At 46.6% G+C, this 24,563-nt stretch carries 25 protein-coding genes and 1 pseudogene; 19 read left to right on the top strand and 7 right to left on the bottom strand.

Annotated elements, in window-relative coordinates:
• The first annotated feature begins 68 nt into the window (after nt 1-68).
• The 9 genes from rsxA to DPF93_RS07965 all read left to right on the top strand — a co-directional run bounded on the left by rsxA (nt 69) and on the right by DPF93_RS07965 (nt 8,044).
• A complete protein-coding gene (gene rsxA / locus DPF93_RS08005; RefSeq protein WP_114765695.1) occupies nt 69-650 on the top strand; it encodes an electron transport complex subunit RsxA in 582 nt (193 codons plus the stop codon).
• Complete coding sequence (rsxB, locus tag DPF93_RS08000) at nt 650-1,234, top strand: electron transport complex subunit RsxB (protein ID WP_114765694.1); 585 nt, start codon at nt 650-652, stop codon at nt 1,232-1,234. The genes rsxA and rsxB overlap by 1 nt, the downstream gene beginning before the upstream one ends.
• An 8-nt stretch (nt 1,235-1,242) precedes the next feature.
• Complete coding sequence (rsxC, locus tag DPF93_RS07995; protein WP_114765693.1) at nt 1,243-3,846, top strand: electron transport complex subunit RsxC; 2,604 nt, start codon at nt 1,243-1,245, stop codon at nt 3,844-3,846.
• On the top strand, nt 3,846-4,892 hold the full coding sequence (rsxD, locus tag DPF93_RS07990; RefSeq protein ID WP_114765692.1) for an electron transport complex subunit RsxD: 1,047 nt from the start codon (nt 3,846-3,848) through the stop codon (nt 4,890-4,892). Before rsxC ends, rsxD begins: the two co-directional genes overlap by 1 nt.
• Nucleotides 4,893-4,900: 8 nt before the next feature.
• Nucleotides 4,901-5,536 (top strand): electron transport complex subunit RsxG, encoded by a 636-nt coding sequence (rsxG, locus tag DPF93_RS07985; protein ID WP_114765691.1) that lies wholly within the window; start codon nt 4,901-4,903, stop codon nt 5,534-5,536.
• Nucleotides 5,529-6,218 (top strand): electron transport complex subunit E, encoded by a 690-nt coding sequence (locus DPF93_RS07980; RefSeq protein ID WP_114765690.1) that lies wholly within the window; start codon nt 5,529-5,531, stop codon nt 6,216-6,218. Before rsxG ends, DPF93_RS07980 begins: the two co-directional genes overlap by 8 nt.
• Before the next feature lie 131 nt (nt 6,219-6,349).
• Nucleotides 6,350-6,985: an endonuclease III gene (nth, locus tag DPF93_RS07975; protein WP_114765689.1), complete on the top strand. Its 636-nt coding sequence runs from the start codon at nt 6,350-6,352 to the stop codon at nt 6,983-6,985.
• Between the two features lie 85 nt (nt 6,986-7,070).
• Nucleotides 7,071-7,487 (top strand): lactoylglutathione lyase, encoded by a 417-nt coding sequence (gene gloA / locus DPF93_RS07970; RefSeq protein WP_114765688.1) that lies wholly within the window; start codon nt 7,071-7,073, stop codon nt 7,485-7,487.
• Between the two features lie 119 nt (nt 7,488-7,606).
• Nucleotides 7,607-8,044, top strand: a complete 438-nt coding sequence (locus DPF93_RS07965) for a DUF2753 domain-containing protein (RefSeq protein WP_114765687.1) — start codon at nt 7,607-7,609, stop codon at nt 8,042-8,044.
• A 70-nt stretch (nt 8,045-8,114) separates the two neighbouring features.
• Here the strand turns inward: DPF93_RS07965 and motY are convergent, their stop codons facing one another.
• Nucleotides 8,115-8,996 (bottom strand): flagellar protein MotY, encoded by an 882-nt coding sequence (motY, locus tag DPF93_RS07960; protein WP_114765686.1) that lies wholly within the window; start codon nt 8,994-8,996, stop codon nt 8,115-8,117.
• A gap of 278 nt (nt 8,997-9,274) precedes the next feature.
• Here motY and rnt point away from each other — a divergent pair, with 278 nt between their 5' ends.
• Nucleotides 9,275-9,934, top strand: a complete 660-nt coding sequence (gene rnt / locus DPF93_RS07955) for a ribonuclease T (protein WP_114765685.1) — start codon at nt 9,275-9,277, stop codon at nt 9,932-9,934.
• A gap of 30 nt (nt 9,935-9,964) precedes the next feature.
• Nucleotides 9,965-11,287 carry a Na+/H+ antiporter family protein gene (locus tag DPF93_RS07950; protein WP_114765684.1) on the top strand — a complete coding sequence of 441 codons (1,323 nt, stop codon included), beginning with the start codon at nt 9,965-9,967 and terminating at the stop codon, nt 11,285-11,287.
• 61 nt (nt 11,288-11,348) lie between these two features.
• Here the strand turns inward: DPF93_RS07950 and bamC are convergent, their stop codons facing one another.
• Nucleotides 11,349-12,371, bottom strand: a complete 1,023-nt coding sequence (bamC, locus tag DPF93_RS07945; protein WP_114765683.1) for an outer membrane protein assembly factor BamC — start codon at nt 12,369-12,371, stop codon at nt 11,349-11,351.
• A gap of 54 nt (nt 12,372-12,425) precedes the next feature.
• Entirely contained in the window at nt 12,426-13,304 is an 879-nt protein-coding gene (gene dapA / locus DPF93_RS07940) for a 4-hydroxy-tetrahydrodipicolinate synthase (protein WP_114765682.1), read from the bottom strand.
• Nucleotides 13,305-13,724: 420 nt separating this feature from the next.
• On the opposite strand from dapA, the gene DPF93_RS07935 reads away from it, so the two are divergent.
• Nucleotides 13,725-14,267: a glycine cleavage system transcriptional repressor gene (locus DPF93_RS07935; protein ID WP_114765681.1), complete on the top strand. Its 543-nt coding sequence runs from the start codon at nt 13,725-13,727 to the stop codon at nt 14,265-14,267.
• Nucleotides 14,268-14,280: 13 nt separating this feature from the next.
• A complete protein-coding gene (gene bcp / locus DPF93_RS07930; protein ID WP_114765680.1) occupies nt 14,281-14,748 on the top strand; it encodes a thioredoxin-dependent thiol peroxidase in 468 nt (155 codons plus the stop codon).
• Nucleotides 14,749-14,809: 61 nt separating this feature from the next.
• Here bcp and DPF93_RS07925 read toward each other — a convergent pair whose 3' ends face one another.
• From DPF93_RS07925 to DPF93_RS07915, 3 genes are all read right to left on the bottom strand, one after another.
• Nucleotides 14,810-16,681 carry a methyl-accepting chemotaxis protein gene (locus DPF93_RS07925; protein ID WP_114765679.1) on the bottom strand — a complete coding sequence of 624 codons (1,872 nt, stop codon included), beginning with the start codon at nt 16,679-16,681 and terminating at the stop codon, nt 14,810-14,812.
• A gap of 180 nt (nt 16,682-16,861) precedes the next feature.
• Nucleotides 16,862-17,935, bottom strand: a complete 1,074-nt coding sequence (locus DPF93_RS07920; RefSeq protein WP_114765678.1) for an AI-2E family transporter — start codon at nt 17,933-17,935, stop codon at nt 16,862-16,864.
• Nucleotides 17,936-18,157, bottom strand: a complete 222-nt coding sequence (locus DPF93_RS07915; protein ID WP_114765677.1) for a sulfurtransferase TusA family protein — start codon at nt 18,155-18,157, stop codon at nt 17,936-17,938.
• A gap of 284 nt (nt 18,158-18,441) precedes the next feature.
• On the opposite strand from DPF93_RS07915, the gene bepA reads away from it, so the two are divergent.
• Genes bepA through DPF93_RS07895 form a run of 4 tightly spaced genes read left to right on the top strand, consistent with a single transcriptional unit; the run spans nt 18,442 to nt 21,272 of the window.
• Nucleotides 18,442-19,899: a beta-barrel assembly-enhancing protease gene (gene bepA, locus DPF93_RS07910; protein WP_114765676.1), complete on the top strand. Its 1,458-nt coding sequence runs from the start codon at nt 18,442-18,444 to the stop codon at nt 19,897-19,899.
• A 16-nt stretch (nt 19,900-19,915) separates the two neighbouring features.
• A complete protein-coding gene (gene arsC / locus DPF93_RS07905; protein ID WP_114765675.1) occupies nt 19,916-20,260 on the top strand; it encodes an arsenate reductase (glutaredoxin) in 345 nt (114 codons plus the stop codon).
• Nucleotides 20,257-20,832 (top strand): NAD(P)H:quinone oxidoreductase, encoded by a 576-nt coding sequence (wrbA, locus tag DPF93_RS07900; RefSeq protein WP_114765674.1) that lies wholly within the window; start codon nt 20,257-20,259, stop codon nt 20,830-20,832. The genes arsC and wrbA overlap by 4 nt, the downstream gene beginning before the upstream one ends.
• Before the next feature lie 2 nt (nt 20,833-20,834).
• Nucleotides 20,835-21,272 (top strand): DUF2069 domain-containing protein, encoded by a 438-nt coding sequence (locus DPF93_RS07895; RefSeq protein WP_114765673.1) that lies wholly within the window; start codon nt 20,835-20,837, stop codon nt 21,270-21,272.
• Nucleotides 21,273-21,326: 54 nt separating this feature from the next.
• On the opposite strand, the gene DPF93_RS07890 is transcribed toward DPF93_RS07895, so the two are convergent.
• Nucleotides 21,327-22,565, bottom strand: a complete 1,239-nt coding sequence (locus tag DPF93_RS07890; protein WP_114765672.1) for a DUF2066 domain-containing protein — start codon at nt 22,563-22,565, stop codon at nt 21,327-21,329.
• 361 nt (nt 22,566-22,926) lie between these two features.
• On the opposite strand from DPF93_RS07890, the gene DPF93_RS07885 reads away from it, so the two are divergent.
• Both DPF93_RS07885 and DPF93_RS07880 read left to right on the top strand, forming a co-directional pair.
• A complete protein-coding gene (locus tag DPF93_RS07885; protein ID WP_114765671.1) occupies nt 22,927-24,162 on the top strand; it encodes a uracil-xanthine permease family protein in 1,236 nt (411 codons plus the stop codon).
• 241 nt (nt 24,163-24,403) lie between these two features.
• Nucleotides 24,404-24,563 (top strand): annotated as a pseudogene (locus tag DPF93_RS07880) (IS3 family transposase); the annotation flags it as partial.

Below are 24,563 nucleotides of genomic sequence, written 5' to 3'. Positions count from 1 at the left end.
TTCCTTGGTTGTTATTAAGCAAGCAAAGCGGGATAATATCGGGATCGGATTTCTTTAAATAAAAAATTATGACCGAATATCTTTTGTTGTTGGTCGGCACTGTGCTGGTGAACAACTTTGTACTGGTGAAGTTCTTGGGCTTATGTCCATTTATGGGGGTTTCTAAGAAATTAGAAACTGCTATTGGCATGGGGTTAGCGACCACTTTCGTTCTAACTCTGGCGTCAGTGTGTGCCTATTTAGTGGAAAGCTATATTCTTGCCCCACTTGGGCTGCAATATTTGCGTACCATGAGCTTTATTCTGGTGATCGCCGTGGTGGTTCAGTTTACTGAAATGGTGGTGCACAAAACCAGCCCAACGCTCTATCGCCTGCTGGGAATCTTCTTACCGCTGATCACGACCAACTGTGCCGTGCTCGGTGTCGCGCTACTTAACATCAATGAAAACCACAACTTTATCGAGTCGATCATTTACGGCTTTGGTGCAGCAGTTGGTTTCTCTTTGGTGTTAATCATCTTTGCCTCAATGCGTGAGCGTATCTCAGTTGCAGACGTACCGACCCCATTTAAGGGTGCCTCTATTGCAATGATCACCGCAGGTCTTATGTCCCTTGCCTTTATGGGCTTTACAGGTTTGGTGAAGCTGTAATGAGTTCAATACTAATCGCGATTATCGCACTCGCGGTACTTGCCGCTGTTTTTGGTGCCATTCTCGGCTTTGCGTCAATTCGTTTTAAAGTTGAGGGTGACCCGATTGTCGACCAGATCGACGAGATTTTGCCGCAAACACAGTGCGGTCAATGTGGCTACCCAGGCTGTCGCCCTTATGCTGAGGCGATTGCCAATGGTGATGCAATCAATAAATGTCCTCCGGGCGGTCAAGCTACGATTGAAAAGCTGGCTGATCTAATGGGCGTTGAAGCAACCGAGTCTGCACACAACCTTGATGAGGCGGTTAAAACTGTCGCGTTTATTCATGAAGATATGTGTATTGGTTGTACCAAATGTATTCAAGCCTGTCCGGTCGATGCGATCGTCGGTGGTACCAAAGCGGTACATACTGTGATTAAGGATGAGTGTACTGGCTGTGACTTATGTGTATCGCCTTGTCCAACGGATTGTATCGAGATGATCCCTGTAGCTACGACTACAGCGAATTGGAAGTGGCAACTAAACGCCATTCCTGTTGTTGATGTGACCGATTCTGCCTCTGTGCAGAAAAGTGTGAATTAAGGACTGGTATGCAGCCACTAATTAAACAAATCAAAAATGGCGCTCTTTGGGACTTTCCTGGTGGGGTTCATCCACCAGAAAATAAACTGCAGTCACTTAAGACACCTTTAGCCAGAGCTTCGATAGCCAACCAACTTGTGTTGCCAATCAAGCAGCATATTGGTCAACCAGGCAACTTAATTGTCTCTGTTGGCGAGCGAGTACTAAAAGGTCAGCCACTAACCAAATACGACACCAGCTTTATGTTGCCTGTGCATGCACCAACATCCGGTACTGTCACGGCTATCGAACCTCGTACTACCGCCCACCCTTCAGGTTTATCTGAAATGTGCGTGGTGATTGAACCCGATAATCAAGAGGAATGGATTGAGCGCAATCCTGTTGCTGATTACCAAAGTATGACGCCTGAAGCCTTGATCGAAATTGTTCGTCAAGCAGGTGTCTCTGGTATGGGCGGCGCTGGCTTCCCAACCGCGAAAAAAATTCAATCGGGGCTAGGTCGTACTGAAATCCTTATCGTCAATGCCGCTGAATGCGAACCTTACATCACCGCCGACGATGTGTTGATGCAAGAGTATGCCCAAGCAGTCATTCAAGGCATTGATATTGTTGAGCACATTCTTAAGCCTAAGCTCACCATTATTGGTATTGAGGACAATAAACCCCAAGCCATTAAAGCACTTGAACTTGCCGCTCAAGACAAAGATATTGTTATTCGCGTCATTCCGACCAAATACCCTTCGGGTGGTGAAAAGCAGTTAATCAAAGTGCTGACCAATAAAGAAGTACCAAACAACGGCATTCCCGCTGATATTGGCTTATTGGTGCAAAACGTTGGCTCCCTGTATGCGATTCAGCGCGCAGTTATCCATGGCGAACCTTTGATTGAGCGAATCGTCACGCTGACGGGGAACACCTTTAAGCAGCCAAAAAACGTTTGGGCACTGATCGGCACACCAGTACAAGCGCTACTTAATGAGTTTGACTATAAAGCCGATAAGAAATCGCCACGCCTAATTATGGGTGGACCGATGATGGGCTTTACTTTGCCACACACCGACGTGCCAATCACTAAAACAGCGAACTGTATTTTAGCGCCAACCCGTCGTGAGATCCCAACCGATCAATACGAAATGGCTTGCATTCGCTGTGGTCAGTGTGCTGAAGCTTGTCCGGCATCGCTGTTACCTCAGCAACTGCAATGGCATGCGAAAGCGCAAGAGCTAGATAAATGTGAAGAGCTCAACATCAAAGACTGTATTGAGTGTGGTGCTTGTGCCTTTGTTTGCCCAAGTGAAATCCCTCTTGTTCAGTACTATCGCCAAGCTAAAGCTGAGATCCGCATTCGTAAAGAAGAAGCGGATGCATCTGAGCGTGCGCGTGTGCGTTTTGAAAACAAAAAAGCACGTATGGAACGCGACAAAGCGGAACGTGAAAACCGCTTTAAGAAAGCTGCCGATGATCGTCGCAAAGAGATGAAAGATTCCGGCGGAGATGATGCGATCGCGGCAGCTATTGCACGTGTTAAAGCCCAGAAAACCCAAGAGCCAAGCCAAGAAGCCAATGTTAAACCGGCTGTCGCGGCTGCCATTGCACGCGCGAAGGCAAAACAAGCCCAAGCACTGCAGCAGGGACAAACTGAGCCAGACAACAGTGAAATGGCGAAACTACGTGAAGAACGTAAACGTCAAGCGCGCGAACGCAAGGCTGAAAAACAACCAGTAAGCGCTGATACAGCAGATAACAGCACTAGCACAGCAGACAAAAAAGACGCTGTTGCCGCAGCCATTGCTCGTGCTAAAGCGAAAAAAGCTCAGCAGCAAGCCAGTGACGAAAGCGAGAATGCTGCTGGCGATAAAAAATCAGCAGTTGCCGCTGCGGTAGCCCGCGCCAAAGCGCGTAAAGCAGAGCAAGAAGCGCAAGCCGATAAGACTGACGCGACTGATTCGCAACCAGAGCAAGGCGATGCGAAAAAAGCTGCGGTCGCTGCTGCCATTGCTCGCGCTAAAGCACGCAAAGCAGAGCAAGAAGCCAAAACGGATAACGCTGATGCCGTTGAAACTGAAGCAGTCGAAGCTGAAGCCGTTAAAGCCGAACCTAAGCAAGACGATCCGAAAAAAGCTGCAGTCGCTGCTGCCATCGCTCGCGCTAAAGCACGCAAGGCACAGCAAGAAGCCAAAGCGGATAACGCTGATGCTGTTGAAACTGAATCAGTCGCAGTTGAAGCCATTAAAGCCGAGCCTAAGCAAGACGATGCGAAAAAAGCTGCAGTTGCTGCTGCCATCGCTCGCGCTAAAGCACGCAAAGCACAGCAAGACGCGAAAGCGGACGACGCTGATGCCGTTGAAACTGAAGCCATTAAAGCCGAGCCTAAGCAAGACGATGCGAAAAAAGCTGCAGTCGCTGCTGCCATTGCTCGCGCTAAAGCGCGCAAAGCTGAGCAAGAAGCCAAAGCGGATGAGGCTGATAGCGTTGAAACTGAAGCAGTCGAAGCTGAAGCCGAATCTAAGCAAGACGATCCGAAAAAAGCTGCAGTCGCTGCTGCCATTGCGCGCGCAAAGGCACGTAAAGCACAACAAGAACAACAAAAACAATCTGAGGAGAAAGAGTAGTGGCCTTCTTTATTGCCAGCTCACCCCATGCGCATAGCCGCAGAAGCACTCCTGATCTTATGAAATGGGTAGCGCTTTGTGCTTTGCCTGGTCTTATCACCCAAACTTACTTCTTTGGTTGGGGCACGGTGATCCAATTAGTCATGGCGATCATCATTGCACTTGGTCTTGAAGCAATCGTAATGTTGCTTCGTAAGCGCCCACCAATGTCGGCGCTGCGCGATAACAGCGCCCTAGTCACCGCTTGGTTGTTGGCGATTGCGATTCCACCCTTGTCACCTTGGTGGGTAATTACAATTGGCTTAGTGTTTGCGATTGTGATCGCCAAACACTTATACGGTGGTATTGGTCAAAACCCATTTAACCCAGCAATGGTTGCGTATGTGGTGTTGCTGATCTCTTTCCCAGTACAAATGACAAGCTGGATTTCGCCACAAGAGCTGCAAGCTACGCCAATCAGCATGGTAGACGCGTTTTCGTTGATCTTTACTGGCTTTAATGTCGAAGGACTGTCACTGCAACAGATCCGTACTGGCATTGATGGCATTACCATGGCAACCCCGCTAGACAGCTTTAAAACCGCAATAGTGGCAGGTCAAACAGCAAGCGAAGCCATGTCTCAACCGCAGTTTGGTGCATTTGCAGGTCTTGGCTGGCAGTGGGTGAACCTTGCCTATCTTATTGGTGGAATTGCACTGATTAAACTTCGCGTGATCAGTTGGCAGATCCCGGTTAGTTTCTTAGCGGGTCTATTTGTGATGAGTGGTTTGTTTATGCTATTGACGCCTGACCAAACTGCTTCACCAATGGTTCACTTGTTCTCTGGTGCAACCATGCTTGGCGCTTTCTTTATTGCCACAGACCCAGTTTCTGCCTCAACGACAGTTAAAGGTCGCTTAATCTTTGGCGCTTTCATCGGTGCTATGGTGTTTATCATTCGTAGCTGGGGTGGATTCCCTGACGGCGTCGCATTTGCAGTGTTACTGGCAAACATGTGTGTACCGCTCATCGACTACTACACTAAGCCACGTACTTACGGACACTGAGGTAAGCCATGTTAAACGCAATTCGTAAAAACGGGGTGGTATTGGCTATCTTTGCATGTGCATCGACCGGTTTAGTCGCATTGACTCAATACTTAACCAAAGACCAAATTCAAATCCAAGAGCAAAAACAGTTACTCTCGGTATTAAACCAAGTGATCCCGCAAGAGATGCACGACAATGTGCTATATGAAGCTTGCACACTTGTCCAAGATCCTGCACTTGGTACTGACGCGCCGATGCCGGCTTATATTGCAACGTTACAAGGTCAACCAACCGCAATTGCACTAGAAGCTATTGCACCTGATGGTTACAACGGTGCAATTAAGATCATTGTCGCGGTTAAGCAAGATGGTACCGTGACTGGTACTCGTGTTCTTTCCCACCAAGAAACTCCGGGGTTGGGGGATAAAATCGATCTGCGTGTCAGCGACTGGATTTTGAGTTTTACGGGTAAGCAAGCCACGCCAGACAATGAAGCGAGTTGGCACGTACGTAAAGACGGCGGTCAATTTGATCAGTTTACTGGCGCGACAATCACACCGCGCGCTGTGGTCAGATCGGTAAAACGTACTGTCGATTACATTAACCAGAATCGTGAACAACTACTCACTCAACCACGTGGTTGCGGAGGTACTCATGGCTGATACTAAAAAGCTATTTAAAGATGGCATGTGGGACAACAACCCTGCCCTCGTTCAATTACTTGGTCTGTGTCCATTACTAGCTGTTTCATCAACCGTCACCAACGCACTTGGGTTAGGCATTGCGACCCTGTTGGTTTTGGTCGGCTCAAATGTGACCGTTTCCTTAGTACGTGATTATGTGCCAAAAGAAGTGCGCATTCCGGTGTTTGTGATGATCATTGCTGCGCTAGTAACTTGCGTGCAGTTGTTGATGAACGCTTATGCCTACGGTTTGTACCTTTCACTGGGGATCTTTATTCCTCTGATCGTAACCAACTGTATCATTATTGGTCGTGCTGAAGCATTTGCTTCCAAAAATGACCCATTGCCTGCTGCTCTTGACGGATTTTGGATGGGACTTGGCATGACCAGCGTTCTGGTGGTGCTCGGCGCAATGCGTGAGATCATCGGTAACGGCACACTATTTGACGGAGCAGATTTATTGCTTGGCGATTGGGCTCAAGTACTGCGTATCGAAATTTTCCAGTTCGATAACAGCTTCTTGCTCGCACTGTTGCCGCCGGGTGCGTTTATCGGGGTTGGCTTTTTGATTGCCTTGAAAAACGTGATCGACAAAAAGCTTGCTCAGCGTCAGCCAAAACAACAAAAACCAACTATTGAGCGCGCTCGCGTAACCAATTAACCTATAAAGCTCACTCTTCGCAGTGAGCTTTTTTATACACCCATAATAACAATAGCCAGCTGATATCAAGAGATGCTTCACTTTTATCTCACTGATCCTCTGCTCGGTCATACACAAGAAGCAGCTAACAAATGAATAATACCAAGCGTATTGAAATTCTTAAGCGGCTCAGGGACAACAACCCCAACCCGCAAACAGAGCTCAACTGGAGTACGCCATTTGAATTACTGATTGCCGTTTTGCTCTCAGCTCAAGCAACGGATGTCAGTGTCAATAAGGCAACCGACAAGCTCTACCCTGTTGCCAATACCCCACAAGCCCTGTTTGATTTGGGCGTTGATGGCGTCAAAGAGTACATTAAAACCATAGGTCTATTTAACTCCAAAGCCGAGAACGTAATTAAGACCTGTAAAATCTTGCTTGAGCGACACAATGGCGAAGTTCCTGAAAACCGAGAAGATCTAGAGGCGCTTCCTGGCGTTGGCAGAAAAACCGCCAACGTGGTTTTAAATACTGCCTTTGGCTGGCCGACAATTGCCGTCGATACGCATATTTATCGCGTCTCCAATCGCACTAAGTTCGCGATGGGCAAAAATGTCGATCAAGTTGAAGAGAAATTGCTCAAGGTCGTACCGAAAGAATTCAAACTAGATGTTCACCATTGGCTTATTTTGCACGGTCGCTACACCTGTGTAGCTCGCAAGCCTCGCTGCGGTAGCTGCATTATTGAAGATTTGTGTGAATATAAAGAAAAAACAGAAGTTTAGCTAAATTCAAGCCCCAAAATGCGGCTGACAGATTGAACGAGATTCGTGCTAATATTTGCCGAACTAACCAACACTGGAGTGAACAATGTCAAACGGACGTATCTTACATACTATGCTTCGCGTAGGTGATTTAGACAAATCTATCCAATTTTACACCGAGGTCATGGGCATGACCTTACTGCGCCAAAATGAGAATACCGAATACAAATACACCCTTGCCTTTCTGGGCTATGGTGATGAATCTCAAGGTGCAGTAATCGAATTGACCTACAACTGGGGCACTAGCGAATACGATCTGGGCAGCGCTTTTGGTCATATCGCTATCGGTGTAGATGATATCTACGCGACGTGCGATACCATTAAGGCGGCAGGCGGCAACGTCACTCGTGAGCCAGGTCCTGTTAAAGGTGGCACCACGCACATTGCGTTTGTTAAAGACCCTGACGGCTACATGATTGAGCTGATCCAAAACTCTCACGCATCAGCAGGTCTTGAAGGCTAAACTAAACCAAGCCAACTCATGCTAGTACTAGGGCAGCACTCGCTGTCCTTTTATTTTTGCTTTACATGATAATGGTTATCATTTAATCTTACCTCACGTTTCATAATGAGGTTGGAGAAATGGAGATTTCAGACTGGGAGAAACACACCTTACTTGCTGACATTGCATTGCAAGAGCATGACCATTTACGTTGTGTTTTGCACTATCAACAAGCGCTTACCTTAAGCGAGCAAATTAGCGAGTCGGTTGAGATCGAGGTGGAAGATAGACTTATGATCTCGGTTATCTCTTGTCACAACCTAGCCTCTTTCTGGCGCACCATTGGTGACACTAAGTATGAGCTAAAGTACCTTAAGTTGGCCTCTGAAAAAGTACTCACGCTTGTTCCCCAATGTCCTAACTCCGATTGTGATGCTTTTGTCACCTCAATGGGTTGCTGTAAGAAAGCCTTGGTCGAGTTTATGAAACGTCACCCTAATGCGAAAATAGCTCGCTTAGTCCAGGATATCGATACCGCGACTAACTGCAACTTGATCGCCAAGTTCAAGTTAAATTAACTCCTATTTTGGTCACTAGTCATTAATAAAAAACCAGCGATGAACGCTGGTTTTTCTTTGTCTTTGATTGTTAGACCTGAGTGCGACCAAGTGAAATGACCACGCGTCGGTTGCGATCTTTACCCAGCGGCGAAGCGTTATCTGCCACCGGTCTGCGTTTACCATAGCCTTGCACCTCAATACGGTCCTCTGGCAAGCCAATCGACTTGAAGTAATCACGCATCACTTCCGCACGCTGCTCAGACAGGGCTTGGCTTTCACTCTTACTGTCTTCTGAACCTGTGTAGGTTGAGACTAACACCAAATCAATATCTTGGTTGTAGCGAATATACTCGGCAATCTGCGACAAACGTTTCTGCGATGCTTTATTAAGCTGCACGCTGGAGCGATCGTAGTGAAGAATCGTAAAGGCGATATCTTCAAAACTATAAGGCAGCAAGTTGGCAATACAATCACTAAAGACATTGTACTTTTGCTGGAATAGTACCGATGAAATGGCCACTTCGACACGTCGGTCGCCACTTTGCCACTCTTGGTAACTAAACGTTGGTGAGCGCCCTTTCTCTAATTCACTCAGAATGCTCCACGCAGTTTGCCCACCGACATAACCATCAAACTGTTTAAAAAAGCGTAAATTGGTCATGCGATCAGCGCTGTCGCCAGGTCGCCAAGCTGGCGGCATAGATACCAACGAGACATCGCGAGTTTCGCCCATTGGACGTTTCATCTTTAACTCGAAATCTAAGTTAATTTTTTTGCTCGCATTAGAGGTAAATACCGCGTCGCCAAAATTGGGAATAGGATGCACGAGTTGGCATTGCAAAGGGTTATTAACCACCATTTGCCACTGGGATTGTGTTGGTGATGCACCATAATACTTATCCATCGCCCAAGTGTTGGTGCTCAGGATAGCTATCGTACATGCTAAGCTGCTTACAATCCGATTCTTCATTCTATTCATTTCTCTGGTGTTGAGTGATTACGGCACTAATTTGCCTATCCTGTCGCTCATAGGATAATACCACTAGTTCAGAAGCAATATTCCCGCCAACTTTTACTATCGCTGCGCAGTTGCGCTAAGTTTGTCCAATCTCGTCCCAACGATAGTGGCTGATTGCTCACAGCTTGAATCATAACCAGCTTACCTTGCTTAATTGCAAAGTAATCTTGATTGGTATTGCATCAAGAATCTGCAATAATGCAAGCCTTGTCACACAAATGTAAAAGAATATGACTATTGAAAATGAAGCTTTGACGCTTAAAAAACGCTTCCGTGGGTATTTCCCGGTAGTGATTGACGTCGAAACCGCGGGATTCAACGCCCAAACCGATGCACTTTTAGAGATTTGTGCCGTCACATTAAAAATGGACGAGCATGGCGATCTCCATCCAGCATCGACGCTTCATTTCCATATTGAGCCCTTTGAAGGGGCAAACTTAGTTAAAGAAGCTCTTGAATTTAACGGCATTCGCGATCCGTTTAGCCCACTGCGTGGTGCAATAGCAGAATCAGAAGCCTTGAAGGAAATTTATAAGCTTGTGCGCAAGGAGCAAAAAGCGGCAGATTGTAGCCGTGCGATTATTGTTGCTCACAACGCCACTTTCGATCATAACTTCGTTATGGCAGCGAGTGAACGTAGCAACCTAAAACGTGTCCCTTTCCATCCTTTTGCGACCTTTGATACTGCCGCGTTAAGTGGTCTTGCTTACGGTCAAACCGTTTTGGCTAAAGCTTGCAAAGCCGCGGGGATGGATTTTGATAACAAAGAAGCCCACTCTGCACTATACGATACGCAAAAAACCGCAGAGCTATTTTGTGGAATCGTCAACAAATGGAAAGCCTTAGGTGGCTGGCCACTTGTCAGCGATGAAACAGAAAAAACACAATAATAAACGCAAACACACAAGAAAGAGTTAACTATGAATCCTGTTGTAATATCTGTATGTATCATGCTGATACTCGCCCTAATGCGGGTTAATGTTGTCGTAGCGCTAACCTTTAGTGCTATCGTTGGCGGCTTAGTCGCTGGCATGAGCTTAAATGAAGCGGTTTCCGCTTTTGAAAGTGGTTTAGGTGGTGGTGCGACCATTGCATTAAGCTACGCGATGTTAGGTACTTTTGCTGTTGCGATTTCTCGCTCAGGTATCACTGATCTGTTAGCGAATAGTGTTATTCGCCGCCTCAATGGCAAAGAAAATAGCGCCTCAACGACCGGTCTTAAATACGGTATGTTATTCGCGCTAGTCCTAGTGACTATGTCATCACAAAACGTGATCCCTGTGCATATCGCTTTTATCCCAATTTTGATCCCACCTTTGTTAGCGGTGTTTGCCAAGCTTAAGCTAGACCGCCGTATGATTGCGTGTGTATTAACCTTTGGTCTAATCACGCCTTACATGGTTCTTCCTGTTGGTTTTGGTGGTATTTTCCTTAACAACATCCTGCTGAAAAACCTGCATGATAACGGCTTAGACGTGGTGGCATCACAAGTACCAACCGCAATGCTACTACCAGCAGCGGGCATGGTATTTGGTTTGTTGACTGCGATTTTCGTCAGTTACCGTAAACCACGTGAATACGCTGAAACAAGTCACACCAAAGCGAGCCAGGAAACTCAGGAAATCAACAAGAAAAACATTGTTGTGGCAGGGCTTGGTATTGTGGCAGCGCTGGCGGTACAGCTGACAACGGGTTCAATGATTATCGGTGCCCTTGCTGGCTTTATGGTCTTCACTTTTGGTGGCGTGATTGCATGGAAAGAGACCCATGATGTGTTCACTAAAGGCGTACACATGATGGCAATGATCGGCTTTATTATGATTTCAGCGGCGGGTTTTGCGGCAGTAATGAAGCAAACTGGTGGCGTTGAAACTCTGGTTCAAGCTCTCTCGACTAGTATCGGTGATAATAAACCGCTAGCAGCACTGCTTATGTTGGTAGTTGGTTTGCTAGTGACCATGGGTATCGGTTCGTCGTTCTCAACCATTCCAATTATCGCGACGATCTACGTACCACTCTCACTTGCGTTTGGCTTCTCGCCAATGGCAACCATTGCACTGGTTGGTACAGCAGCCGCGCTAGGTGATGCAGGCTCACCGGCGTCAGACTCAACCTTAGGTCCAACATCGGGTCTAAATGCTGATGGGCAACACGAGCATATTTGGGAAACGGTTGTACCGACCTTTATCCACTACAATCTACCTTTGATTGCCTTTGGTTGGATTGCCGCCATGGTGCTATAAGCCAACTATTATTGAGACAAAAAAAAGCTGACATCATGTCAGCTTTTTTTATTCATCGAGATTACTGATGCTGTTTTGCCATTGCTGCCAATACTGGCACCATGTCTTTTAGCAACTCTTCTTCAACTGGCTTACCTTGTGGGTCCGTCACGTTAATTGAGGTACGGTTACCTAGATCACCAAAGAGGAAGGTATAAGTCACTGACTTAAGCGCGATTGGCTTCACGCCCACTTTTTGCCAGAACTCATCATCAGGCTCAAAGTACTTCGCTTTGATCGTACCTTGAGATTGGTTACGTTCTTCGATCTTAAAGCCCATCTCAGGCAAAATCTTCGGTAAACGAGCCCACAGCACATCATATGATGAACGCGCGATAATCACTGGTAGACCAGAACGGTCCGTACCCATGGTGATTGGGATCTGCTTAACCAGCTCATTCGCTTGACGCTCGGCTTCTAGACGAACATCTAAATCGTAGCGAGCAGTGATCAGGTTCGCCATCAAAGCGCTGTAACGTTCTTTGTTGGTATAAGTAACCGGAACTTCATCATTACCTTGGCGCCAATCGATCAGTGCAAGTACGATCACTTGACGACCATTGCTTTCACCACGCGTCAGCTCATAACGAGCACTTAACGGCGCAGATTCATCTTCTGAAACCCAAGTAACCCACTCTGTTTCAATACGCGTATCGCTCTGTTCACGCACTTTAAGATCGCGCTCTGCAATCATGGTTTGTGCCGTTTGCCAAACGCGGTCTGCTTCGTCTTTTCTCAGTAGCCAAATTGCCACGTTGCCATCTGCACGTTCAACACGCGCGCCAGGGATCAGCTCAAGTACTTGCTGAGGTGGACGAATATCTACTTGGTTACCTACACCACCTTTAAAGTCACCTTGCGGGATAAGGTAGTTAGTGTAGTGACGAACCTCAGTGCCCGGCAATGGGGTCCAATCCACCAAAGCTGGGGTATTTAGGTAGTCGAAGTCATTGTCCGCTTGACGACGCTGATCAGCACCACCAGAACATGCACTTAAAACAAAAACAGCTAGTGAACTAACGACTAGCTGGGATGACAACTTCATTGAAACTCCTGATAAACAAATGCTGAAGCATTAAGCTTCAGCAATCCTTAATATTTAGTAGATGCCTGCATCTTGCATAGCTTTAAGCACAATAGGCTCAGCCGCTGAAGAAAGCTCGGTTAGCGGTAAGCGTAGACCACCAAACTCAATCAATCCCATCTGTAGCGCTGCCCACTTCACTGGGATTGGGCTCGACTCAACAAATAGATTCTTATGTAGCGGCATCAAACGTTGGTTGATAATCTCAGCCTCTTCATAACGACCTTCTCTGGCAAGACGGAACATGGTCGCCATCTCTTTCGCTGCCAAGTTGTTCGTTACTGAAATCACACCTTGACCACCAAGACGGACAAAATCCAAGCCTGTCGCATCATCGCCACTTAGTAAGATAAAATCTTCGCCACAAAGTTCACGATGTTTTGCAATTCTGCTCAAATCACCCGTCGCATCTTTTAGCGCAACGATGTTTTCAATTTCAGCTAGGCGTGCAACCGTCTCTGGCTGCAGATCAACCGCAGTACGACCAGGTACGTTGTATAGAATCTGTGGAATTTCACTTTCTTCCGCAATTGCTTTGTAGTGCTGGTAGAGACCTTCTTGCGTTGGCTTGTTGTAGTATGGCGTTACGCTCAAGCATCCAACGATACCTGAGTTATTTAGTAGACGGCTAAACGTCACACACTCATGAGTTGCATTTGCGCCAGTGCCTGCGATAACAGGAATACGACCTTCTGCAAACTCAACCGTTTTATGCACTACCTTGACATGCTCTTCGATAGTTAAAGTTGCAGACTCACCCGTGGTGCCTACTGCAACGATACCGTCACTGCCAGCTTCGACGTGAAAATCTACAAGTTTCTTCAGGCTAACGTAATCTACTTCGCCGTCTTGAGTAAATGGGGTTATAAGCGCTACGATACTTCCTGAAAACATGTCCTTCTCCGATATTTTATTACTTTCTGCATGGTACTGTATCGAGATGAAAAAAGACAAGCGCTTAACGCCCCTTAAGTCACCGATTTGCCTCAATATAGCGGACTAATTCCACTCAAGCCGCAGAATTAAGACCTAGGTCAAATTGTCTTAGCGCCAATTCTGCTCTGCCCACCACTTGCGCATGAATAAAAAGTAACAGTTTCACTAGCGCTTATCGCCAATCTTCAAGCCTTACTCTATTACTCATCTGTGCGCCAACTTTTGCCCGAATAGTTGGCATAGTAAATTCCAACACATTGAGAATTTTCTACATAAACGCGAGCAAATGTGAATAAAATGATCATTCTCGCCATTTTCAGCAGCAATAACTATGCTAAAGTACCTGCCTAATAAGCAAAACAAAATTGAAGTGATAGTATGACTCAACATCTGGTAATTACTGCGGTAGGAAGTGACCGCCCTGGTGTATGCGATCAAGTCGTGCGTTTGGTCACGCAGTCTGGTTGTAATATTGTCGACAGCCGCATTGCACTGTTTGGTAGTGAGTTTACGCTGATCATGCTGCTTTCAGGAAGCAATGGCGCCATTACTCGCGTCGAGACCACTTTACCACTGCTGGGACAAGAGCAAGATCTAATCACCATAATGAAGCGCACGGCAAAACACGCGCATCAAGATAAAGCTTACACTTTAGAAGCCTTTATCGAGTCGGATGACAAAGTCGGGTTAACCGAAAAATTCACCCATTTCTTTGCCAGCAAGCAAATCGACCTTTCTTCTCTTAGCGCGCAAACCATCGACAAAGAGAAGCTTGAAGCTCAACACGACCAGTTTCATCTTGCCTTAACCGCCTCGGTCGACTCTGAGTTTAACCTAATGCAACTGCAAGAAGAGTTTACTGATCTCTGCCGTCAGCTTGACGTAAAAGGTTCTCTGAATTTCATAAAAAACAGCCAATAATAAAGGAATTATCATGAATACGCTTACCGCTGGCTCACCAGCACCAGCTTTCTCTCTCTTAGATCAAGACGGCAACACTGTGACTCTCGCCGACTTTGCTGGCAAAAAGGTGTTGTTTTACTTCTACCCTAAAGCGATGACTCCAGGTTGTACGGTTCAGGCACAAGGACTACGCGATACCAAAGCAGAGCTTGATGCACATAATGTCGTGGTATTGGGTGTAAGTATCGATCCGGTAAAACGCTTAGGTAAATTTATCGAACGCGATAACCTCAACTTCACTTTACTCTCTGATGAAGATCACGCGGTAGCTGAGCAGTTCGGCGTATGGGGCGAAAAGAAATTTATGGGCAAAGTGTACGACGGTCTGCACCGCATCAGCTTCTTAATTGATGAAAACGGTGTGATTGAGCATGTGTTCAATAGGTTCAAGACCAAAGACCATCATGAAGTCGTGCTTAACTACTTAAACGAGAAATAATTTTCCCGAACAGAATACAAAAACGCCAGCGAATTCGCTGGCGTTTTATTTTATCTAGACCCTAGACAATAAACTTGTTCAATAGCTCATCTTGCTGACGCACGCTTTCCGTTTGATGCTCCATCGCAACACTTGATTGCTGCGCGGCATCAGAAACTAATGTAGTCAGATCTTTAATACGCACAGTATTACTGTTGATCTCTTCTGCTACCAAGCTTTGCTCTTCTGCTGCAGAGGCAATCTGTAAGTTCATATCTGTGATACGTTGAATGATCGCTCGAATAGCTTGCAGTGATTCATTGGCTTGCTGCGCTTTATCAACCGCGATATCCGCGGTTGATTTGCTCTCACTCATCGCCGAAGAAACCGCACTTGCTCCAGATTGAAGTTGCTCAATCATGCCACGAATTTCAGTGGTCGATTGCTGAGTACGCTGCGCCAGTGTACGCACTTCATCGGCAACTACCGCAAAACCACGGCCAGATTCACCCGCACGGGCTGCTTCAATCGCAGCATTGAGTGCTAACAAGTTGGTTTGATCTGCGATGTCATTGATCACTTTAAGAATGGTTTCAATGTTATTGGTGGCAGAAGCTAACCCTGCTACCTCTTCCACCGCTTGATCAACACGCAGCGACAGCTGACTGATCGCTTCAGTAGTATCACTTACCACCGTTGAGCCTTGGTCTGTGACCAGTTCCGCTTCTTTTACTGCCTCAGCGGCGCCTTGGGCATTATTGGCGACATCTGATGCGGTTACCGACATCTCATGCATCGCTGTTGCAAGTTGCTCAAGCTCTTCCAATTGACTGCCAACCGCACGCGAGGCGTCTTGAGCATTTACATAAGATTGCTCAGTGCCGACTAAGATACTCGCACCAATCTCTTTTGAATGAATGATTTGCTGCTGCAAATTTTCGGTAAAGGTATTAAAGCCTTTCGCCAACTGAGCAAATTCCGCATCAGTGTTGGTATCTAGACGTTTGGTTAGGTCACCTTGACCAGATGCAACATCTTGAATCGCTAGATTAAGTTCATTAAGCGGGCGCATCAGCGCTTTAATTAGAAGCGACAAACCAAGCACACTCAGTACCAAGGCAATCGACACGTAGATAATGGTACTAGTGCGCATCTCATCAATCGTTGCCATCACAACCGATTCATCAAGCAGCGAACCAACATACCAACCTTCTGAAGCAACTTTAGTAAAGCGAACTAAATAAGGCTTGCCGTCTTTTTCAAAACGCTGTTCACCCTCTTTGACTACCACTTGTGGAAGATATTTCGCGATCGATTGACCATTGTTTTTAGCATCAGGGTGGGCAATCGTGGTGCCGTCTTGAGCGACTATAAACAAGTAACCGGCATCAAACAGATTGGTTTGGTTTACTTTCTCAGCAAGCGCGGTTAACTCCATGTCATAAAAGACAACGCCAAGAAAATCGCTCTTGTCACGCATCGGCATAGCAATAGAAATAACCACGTTGTTGGTCGATGAATCTACATAAGGTTCCGTCACAATCAAACGACCTTGTGACTTAGCATCTTGATACCAAGGACGAGTGCGGGTTTCATAGCTTGAGTCTACAACCCAAGCATCATCGTTTTCGATAACTTGCCCATTTGACTCATAACCGGCACCAACAACGATAAACTCGTTCTTAACTACTGGGGTTTCTAATACAGACGAAACATAAGCTTGATCGTTTGGATTAAGCTCAATCATCTGCGTTGTCGCTTGAGCCAGTTTGCGGCTTGCTTCCATTTCCGAACTTACCGCACGGCTAAGCTCTTGTTCAATATCGGTTAAGCTGGTGCTGACTAGATTTTCAACTTCTGCTTTTACCAGCATTGACTGCTGAATAGACAATGCCGCGACGGTCACGAAAAGCAGTGCCGAAGAGGCGGCTACAATTTTTTGGCTGAACTTCATTTTTACCTCATAAAAAAACCAGCTACACCAGTGTTATCGGCTAGTTTTTGCCAAAGTTTATACCTAGATCACCTAGTATTTTGTTAGAAAGTAAGAATCATATATTAAGCTCTTGTATTAGTTGCATAAAAAAAGCCAACCTCGATAAGGTTGGCTTAATTATTTGGACTGAAAGTCTCACTATTTGCTCACTTGAGCCTCGCTTTCATCTGGTCCTGGCAGCGCATTCCAAACCGCTTTTACCAAGGTTGCTAGAGGAATAGCAAAGAACACACCCCAAAAGCCCCACAGCCCACCAAACACCAGCACGGCAACAATAATCGCCACCGGATGAAGGTTCACCGCTTCAGAAAACAACACTGGGACCAGAACGTTGCCATCCAGAGCTTGGATAATGCCGTAGGCAATTAATAGATAGTAGAACTCAGGTGAAAGCCCCCATTGGAACAAACCGACTATCGCGACTGGCACCGTGACTGCCGCCGCACCGATATAAGGGATCAATACAGAAAAGCCCACCGCAACCGCCAGCAACACGGAGTAACGTAAATCCAAAATTGCGAACGTAACGTAACTGACCCCACCAACAATTAAGATTTCCATTACCTTGCCACGAATGTAGTTAGAGATTTGCTCATTCATCTCGTCCCACACCTTAGTTGCAAGTTTACGGTTACGCGGCAACATGCCGCTCGCCATTGCGATCATCTCTTGTTTATCTTTTAGCAAGAAAAACACCAGCAAAGGCACAAGGATCAAGTACACCGCTAAGGTTGCTAAACTCACCAAAGAAGCAAGCGAGCCCTTAACCACACTCTCGCCGACACTGATCACTTGGTTTTTCGCGTTCGTGACTAATGACTCGACAATTTGGAAGTTAGCTAACTCTGGGTATTTTTGTGGCAGTTCAGCAATCACCTGCTGCAAACCCGAATACATATTCGGAATATCATTGATAAGGTTGCCGACCTGCGTCCAAATAGTTGGGACTAAGCCAAACAGAGCAATCAGCGCCAGGCTGAAAAATGAAAGGATGGTGATCACCACAGCCAAGGCGCGCGGAATACCAAGCTTCGACAGTTTTGATACTGGCCACTCAAGCAAATATGCGAGTACGATCGCCACCAGCAAAGGCGCGATTAAGTTGCCAAAGAAGTAAATGGTAATAAAGCCGAATAGGAGGATTGCGACTAAACTGACGGCGTGTGGATCAGAAAAACGTCGTTTATACCAACGACTCACCATTTCTAACATCTAAGGCTTCCCTCTTGTCACGTTTAATGAGTAATAGTTGTCGAGCTGCATTAATTCAACATCAAATGAATGTTGGCTTAAAAAGCGAACAATATCTGACTTAGAGCTACCGTCAGTAAGCAAAATTTGCAGCTGTTGATTAGGTTCTAGCGCCATCGCGTGACGCTTGGCTAACAACAATGACATGGGGCATCGCTGCTCCCGCAAATCTAGTTCTTTCATCTAACTGACAATATCCGAATAAACAGGATGAGCCGCTCATTGTATACTTAACTGCTTAAAATTGCTCGCCCTGCGGAGCTAAGCCGAAATATAACCGCTTGTTAGTGACAAAGATGGTGATAGCGAATAACTTTATTTGCTTTGAAACCCTCACACCAATAAAGTGTCTATATTAAAGCAAGCCCATAGCGCTATTCGCTTACTAGGCTTAGCAAACTCTCTACGGAATGTCTTTATGACCACAGCAAAGTGCGTCATTTGTATAGGAAACGAACCAGCTAGCTATGTTTAAACAGACGCGATCGTTCATCGCCCTTTGTATTGCGACGACACTGTGTATTCCTTCTGCGCCATTGATGGCCAATAGCCTCGACTTGCCGGACATTGGTACCGCAGCCAGCAGCACCCTGACGATTGACCAAGAGCTTCAATATGGTGATGCCTATATGCGCATGCTGCGCAACCGAGCTCCCATCATCAATGACCCAGTATTAAATGAATATATCGATACATTAGGACATCAGTTGGTGGCCAACGCGGATGACGTCAAAACGCCTTTCACCTTCTTTATGATTCGTGACCGCAACATCAACGCCTTTGCATTCTTTGGTGGTTACATTGCGCTGCATTCTGGATTGTTTTTGCATGCCCAATCAGAAAGTGAGTTGGCCTCTGTTTTGGCGCATGAAATTGCCCACGTTACCCAAAGGCATTTAGCGCGCAGTATGGAAGAGCAAGCGCGTCGCTCACCTGCGACTATGGCTGCGCTCGCAGGCTCTTTGCTACTGGCGATTGCCGCACCTGAAGCAGGGATTGCCGCAATAACGGCGACTACAGCGGGGAACATGCAGGGACAAATTAACTACACCCGCAGTAATGAGAAAGAAGCTGACCGCTTCGGCATTGCCACTCTTGCCAAAGCTGGTTTTGATGTTGGAGCCATGCCACGCTTTTTTGGGCGCTTAGCGGAAGAGTACCGTTATGCGACCACACTGCCACCGATGCTACTGACCCACCCGTTGCCACAAGACCGTATCACTGATACGCGCGCAAGAGCGCAAACTTACCCAGCAAAGCGAGTCAATCCTTCGCTCAATTACCATTTGGCTCGCGCGCGCATTGTCGCTCGCTACGCGGGAATCAAATCTGATGCAGCATTAGATTGGTTAGAGCGTACCGAGAAGAAAGCGCAGCCGGATATTAAACCCGCAATGCAATACGGACGAGCTCTGGTCTACTTAGACAATAACCAGCTAGATAAAGCTGCGCCAATCTTAACCAAGCTCTATCAGCAAGATAATTACAATCGCTTCTATCTCGATGCTTTGTCTGACCTTTACATTGCCCAAAAGCAGCCAGAAAAAGCCAGCGCCATGTTAGAGCGTGCGCTCAAGTCAGAACCCAACAATCCAGTATTAATGATTAACTATGCCAATAGCCTTATCGCACAAGAAAAGTTCGAGCCGGCGATCCGCGTTTTACAACGTTATACTCATGACAATGGCAATGATGTTAATGGTTGGCACTTGCTCTCTGAAGCCAATATCAAACTCGGTAATAGCCAAGAAGATTTAGCAGCCCGAGCAGAGATTCTTGCCTTAAAAGCCAACTGGAACAAAGCGATTCAGTATTATACTCAGGCAGGTCAAATGGCTGAGTTAGGCAGCCTAGAACAAGCCAGATACGATGCACGTATTGACCAGTTGATGGTCCAACGTGATCGATTTATGGCATTACAATAAAAATAGGAGACGTTCCATGTCAGTCGTGATTTATCACAACCCTCGTTGCTCAAAAAGCCGCCAAACGTTAGCGCTACTTGAAGAGAATAATGTCCAGCCGGAAGTCATCAAGTACCTAGACACCGCACCATCAATTGCTGAGCTAAAAACGCTTTATGCACAACTCGAACTAGACAGTGTGCGCGGCATGATGCGTACCAAGGAAGACATCTACAAAGAGCTTGAGCTCGCTACTGCATCAGATGACAAACTGTTTGCTGCGATGGCTGCCAACCCAAAACTGATTGAGCGCCCAATTGTGGTCGCTAATGGCAAAGCCAAACATGGTCGTCCACCAGAACAAGTTTTAGAGATCTTATGAGTTGCCAGCTAATTGTTCTTTATTACAGTCGCCACGGCTCAACCAGAGCATTAGCTAGACAAATCGCACGAGGGATAGAATCTATCCCTCAGTGTGAAGCGCTACTGCGCACTGTAGATGACTTTTCCGCCAATGAGGCTGAGCCGCAAGATCCCATCATCACCGTTGATGAACTCAAGCGGTGTGATGGTCTAGCAATGGGAAGCCCAGTTTGGTTTGGCAATATGGCTGCGCCACTTAAGCATTTTTGGGACCAAACCAGTGCGCTCTGGCTGGCTGGCGATTTGATTGATAAACCAGCTTGCGTATTTACTTCCTCATCCAGTCTGCATGGTGGACAAGAAACTACGCTACAAAGTATGAAGCTGCCTCTCTTTCACCATGGCATGCTAGTGATGGGGATCCCTTATTCTCATCCACAGTTACATACCACCCAAACTGGTGGCACCCCATATGGCGCCAGTCATGTCGCCCACCATACTCAAACCACACTTTCCACTGAGGAAAGTGAACTTGCGCAGCAACTTGGAAAAAGACTGGCCACCACCGCACTAAAACTAATCAAGGAGTGATTATGCCTGATAGCGTGATTAATGATATGCAACCGACAACCCGAGCCTTTCGTTTACTGGCTTTGGGGGCGAATTTAGGTTTACTCGCTTGGGTGGCAATTTGGCAGCTATCGCTATCACCGCATCCTCATATCAGCAGTACCACCTTAGCTATTGCTTGGTGTATTCCACTGCTGTTACCACTACCCGGGATCTTAGCTGGTAAACCTTATACCCACGCATGGGCCAACTTCGTTCTGATGTTGTACTTTTTGCACGCCCTAACGATTCTCTACGTGGATGGTGGTGAGCGTTTACTCGCTGTGGTTGAACTACTTCTTACCAGCGCTGCGTTTGCCGGCAATATTCTCTATGCCCGTACTCGCGGCAAAGAACTTGGTATGAAATTAACCCGTTTGTCGGAAGTCGAAAAGAAAGAGCGCGCCAAGTTCGAAAAGTAACGCACCAAGTAAAAAAAAGGTCTAGCAATGCTAGACCTTTTTCATGATATCAAACTAGGCGTCAATATCCGTTTCTACGACACTCTCTTCAACTGCTTCGCCCTGCTCTTCTTCAACTGGCGTAGGCGCTGCGTAATGTCCGCCTTGCCACTCAAACATCAACGCCGGTTGAGGCTCAACTTGCACTGGTGCCGCTTGTTCAATAATCGCAGGCAAGGCTTGTTCGGCTGGATTACTAGCCAGCGACTCCCCTTCCACAGGCGCCGTCACAACTGGCTGTTCAACAATAACAGGCTGAACTGGCTCAATCGCAATAGCCTTGGCTTCGCGCATACGCAGCACTTGCTGTTCAAACTCCGCAGGCGTCGCTAGAAGATGAACTAAGAAAGTCACATCTTTACCTTGGATCTTCATGATATCAAGCGAGGCAACCGAGTTAAGCTGCTGAAGTTTGCGCTCCAAGACAAAGAAGTCGACCGCATTATCCAGTGAGGTAAAACGTACTTCAATCGCTTCAGATGACTCACTTGCCACCACCACACTGCTTTGTTTTGCGTAGTAGTCACTAATTTGGTTGATCATCTTGTCGGCAGCATCCGCGCCATTATTGCTACCTGATAAAGGCGCTTGGCGGGTAACACCAATGGTCTTCGGCGCTTGGTCATAGAGCGTCCAACGCAGAGTATTATTGCTCGCGCGCACTACTAACACCGCATCAGCAGGGTAACGTTGACTGGCTTGACCAACGGGCAGAGCAAAACCGCCCCACAGATCAGAGATGTTCACACCTGTCACATCATCGAAATCACCAACGGGAAGCGTTACCGGCAAACCGCGCTCAGCCGCTTGTTGTTTCAACTGCGCCAATGTTGTCGAGCTTGAATGCTCCCAGATAATCGCTCGTTCTGACGTGGTTTCTTCCACCAGCCAAACCAGCACATTGGCACGCTGCGCAGGCCAAGTTGGCAGTTGTGCTTGACTTAACAGAGCGTTAATTTGCGGTCCATTAAAACGCATTTTAAGCGTTTGCTGACCCCCTTGCTGGCCGTAACTCAGTTGCGCTACGTACTGAGAATTCTGTTTCAGTGCTTTTTGTACTACCGGATTATTCACCGCATCGGTTACCCCGGAAGCACGCACCACAACTTCTTGCATACCTTGCATACGCGCCTGCGCATCAGGTTTCTCAATGCTTTGATCCAATACAATTTCTGTTTGGTACAGATCAACATTGGTAAGAGCGAAGGCTGGCAAGCCAACTAGCCCCAATGCGAATAAAACAAAACAACGCATATTTATCCTAGTATCAATTACTGCAATTTAATCGCTGATGATAAGCAACTTATTAAGAGTGAGCAACAAAAGCGCGCGCAACCTGACCAAATTTTGACCTCAACTGTAACTTCAAACATTTTTCTGCCAAATGACATTTGTTCCAGAGCACTTTGAGGTCGATAGCCGATTATTGACAATATTGATATAGACCTTGCCCACATTTTCGTAAACATTTGATCCAGTTCAGATTGAAATCGTTTGCGGTGGTGATAAAATCCCGCGAATTTTTATTTTGAGCCATAATTTCGCCGAATAATGCTCATAAGCTAGCAAAATACAGTGAAACTTGGACTGTTTACCACCATAAAGGAATAAAACAATGAAAAATGCCATTCAAGGTGCACAAATGCTCTTCGTCGCATTTGGTGCTCTGGTTCTGGTCCCGCTTCTCACGGGCTTAGACCCAAGCGTTGCCCTATTTGGTGCCGGTATCGGTACTCTGATCTTCCAAGTTGTTACCCGTCGTTCTGTTCCTATCTTCCTTGCTTCTTCTTTTGCTTTTATTGCTCCTATCCTTTACGGCGTTCAAGCTTGGGGTATCCCGGCGACAATGGGCGGCTTAATGGTCGCAGGTCTGGTTTACGTTGCTCTAGGCGGTTTAATTAAACTTCGCGGCATCGAAATCGTGCATAAACTGCTTCCACCTGTGGTAGTTGGTCCGGTTATCATGGTGATCGGTCTTGGCTTGGCACCGAATGCTGTCAGCATGGCGCTAGGTGTGGCTGGCGGAGAGCAAGTTATCGATAAAAATACAGCGCTTATCATTTCTTCAGCGTCACTGCTGACAACCGTTGGTATCAGCGTGTTCAGTCGCGGTTTCCTAAAATTGATGCCAATCCTTGGTGGTATTGTCGTTGGCTACGCACTGAGCTTGTTCTACGGCATTGTTGATTTCACCCCTGTTCACCAAGCAGCTTGGTTTGCTATGCCTGCGTTTGTGATGCCTGAATTTAACATCAACGCAATTCTATTTATGATCCCGGTGGCAATTGCACCAGCAGTTGAGCACGTCGGTGACATGCTAGCTATCTCAAACGTAACGGGTAAAAACTACCTGAAAAAACCTGGTCTACACCGCACTATCACAGGTGACGGTCTAGCCACTATCGCAGCCTCTATGGTCGGTGCGCCGCCAAACACCACTTACTCAGAAGTAACTGGCGCTGTAATGCTCACCAAATCTTTCAACCCAGTTATCATGACTTGGACAGCTATAACCGCGATTACTCTATCGCTGGTTGGCAAACTTGGTGCGGTGCTACAAACCATTCCAATGCCGGTAATGGGCGGTATCATGATCCTATTGTTCGGCTCTATCGCAACTGTGGGTCTAAACACACTAATCAAGAACAACGTTGACTTACACAAATCTCGCAACCTAGTTATCGTAGCAATTACGCTAGTTTTCGGTATTGGCGGCATGGCATTTGGCATCGGTGATTTTAGCCTACAAGGCATCAGCCTATGTGGTATCGTCGCTATCGTGCTTAACCTAGTGCTACCAAAAGACTTGGGTGAAAACCACGTCGTTGATAACGCGCAGATGGATAAGTAAGAGATAACGGAACGCTTCGCTTACGGAATACGGAATACGGAATACGGAATACGGAATACGGAATACGGAATACGGAATACGGAATACGGAATACGGAATACGGAATACGGAATACGGAATTTTAACTAGCGAAACGCATTGTACAAATAAAAAGGGTGACGATTATCGTCACCCTTTTTTCATTCGATTGACCCGTCCTAAATAAGGTTGACACAACCCAATCAGAAAATTGGAGAGTGTTATGAAATCAGCAGCTAGACGAACCCAACGTGACTATTCACTCGCTTTTAAATTGGATGTCGTTGACCAAGTTGAAAGAGGTGAACTGACTTATAAACAGGCTCAAGAGAAGTACGGCATACAAGGTTGTTCTACAGTATTAGTGTGGCTCCGAAAACACG

The organism is Vibrio rhodolitus (assembly GCF_003350325.1).
Lineage (GTDB): Bacteria > Pseudomonadota > Gammaproteobacteria > Enterobacterales > Vibrionaceae > Vibrio > Vibrio rhodolitus.
Note: the sequence above shows the minus strand (reverse complement) of the source record. Positions and strands in the feature narration are given on the sequence as shown.

What these genes read in the sequence shown, in the direction of transcription:
- DPF93_RS07890 (WP_114765672.1), bottom strand. Translation starts at nt 22,565, where the DNA reads ATGCGTTGTTTTGTTTTATTCGCATTGGGGCTAGTTGGCTTGCCAGCC.
- DPF93_RS07920 (WP_114765678.1), bottom strand. Translation starts at nt 17,935, where the DNA reads ATGTTAGAAATGGTGAGTCGTTGGTATAAACGACGTTTTTCTGATCCA.
- DPF93_RS07965 (WP_114765687.1), top strand. Translation starts at nt 7,607, where the DNA reads ATGGAGATTTCAGACTGGGAGAAACACACCTTACTTGCTGACATTGCA.
- DPF93_RS07925 (WP_114765679.1), bottom strand. Translation starts at nt 16,681, where the DNA reads ATGAAGTTCAGCCAAAAAATTGTAGCCGCCTCTTCGGCACTGCTTTTC.
- bcp (WP_114765680.1), top strand. Translation starts at nt 14,281, where the DNA reads ATGAATACGCTTACCGCTGGCTCACCAGCACCAGCTTTCTCTCTCTTA.
- wrbA (WP_114765674.1), top strand. Translation starts at nt 20,257, where the DNA reads ATGAGTTGCCAGCTAATTGTTCTTTATTACAGTCGCCACGGCTCAACC.
- dapA (WP_114765682.1), bottom strand. Translation starts at nt 13,304, where the DNA reads ATGTTTTCAGGAAGTATCGTAGCGCTTATAACCCCATTTACTCAAGAC.
- arsC (WP_114765675.1), top strand. Translation starts at nt 19,916, where the DNA reads ATGTCAGTCGTGATTTATCACAACCCTCGTTGCTCAAAAAGCCGCCAA.
- motY (WP_114765686.1), bottom strand. Translation starts at nt 8,996, where the DNA reads ATGAAGAATCGGATTGTAAGCAGCTTAGCATGTACGATAGCTATCCTG.
- gloA (WP_114765688.1), top strand. Translation starts at nt 7,071, where the DNA reads ATGTCAAACGGACGTATCTTACATACTATGCTTCGCGTAGGTGATTTA.
- nth (WP_114765689.1), top strand. Translation starts at nt 6,350, where the DNA reads ATGAATAATACCAAGCGTATTGAAATTCTTAAGCGGCTCAGGGACAAC.
- DPF93_RS07980 (WP_114765690.1), top strand. Translation starts at nt 5,529, where the DNA reads ATGGCTGATACTAAAAAGCTATTTAAAGATGGCATGTGGGACAACAAC.
- DPF93_RS07935 (WP_114765681.1), top strand. Translation starts at nt 13,725, where the DNA reads ATGACTCAACATCTGGTAATTACTGCGGTAGGAAGTGACCGCCCTGGT.
- rsxB (WP_114765694.1), top strand. Translation starts at nt 650, where the DNA reads ATGAGTTCAATACTAATCGCGATTATCGCACTCGCGGTACTTGCCGCT.
- rsxA (WP_114765695.1), top strand. Translation starts at nt 69, where the DNA reads ATGACCGAATATCTTTTGTTGTTGGTCGGCACTGTGCTGGTGAACAAC.
- bepA (WP_114765676.1), top strand. Translation starts at nt 18,442, where the DNA reads ATGTTTAAACAGACGCGATCGTTCATCGCCCTTTGTATTGCGACGACA.
- DPF93_RS07915 (WP_114765677.1), bottom strand. Translation starts at nt 18,157, where the DNA reads ATGAAAGAACTAGATTTGCGGGAGCAGCGATGCCCCATGTCATTGTTG.
- DPF93_RS07885 (WP_114765671.1), top strand. Translation starts at nt 22,927, where the DNA reads ATGAAAAATGCCATTCAAGGTGCACAAATGCTCTTCGTCGCATTTGGT.
- rnt (WP_114765685.1), top strand. Translation starts at nt 9,275, where the DNA reads ATGACTATTGAAAATGAAGCTTTGACGCTTAAAAAACGCTTCCGTGGG.
- bamC (WP_114765683.1), bottom strand. Translation starts at nt 12,371, where the DNA reads ATGAAGTTGTCATCCCAGCTAGTCGTTAGTTCACTAGCTGTTTTTGTT.
- rsxG (WP_114765691.1), top strand. Translation starts at nt 4,901, where the DNA reads ATGTTAAACGCAATTCGTAAAAACGGGGTGGTATTGGCTATCTTTGCA.
- DPF93_RS07895 (WP_114765673.1), top strand. Translation starts at nt 20,835, where the DNA reads ATGCCTGATAGCGTGATTAATGATATGCAACCGACAACCCGAGCCTTT.
- DPF93_RS07950 (WP_114765684.1), top strand. Translation starts at nt 9,965, where the DNA reads ATGAATCCTGTTGTAATATCTGTATGTATCATGCTGATACTCGCCCTA.
- rsxC (WP_114765693.1), top strand. Translation starts at nt 1,243, where the DNA reads ATGCAGCCACTAATTAAACAAATCAAAAATGGCGCTCTTTGGGACTTT.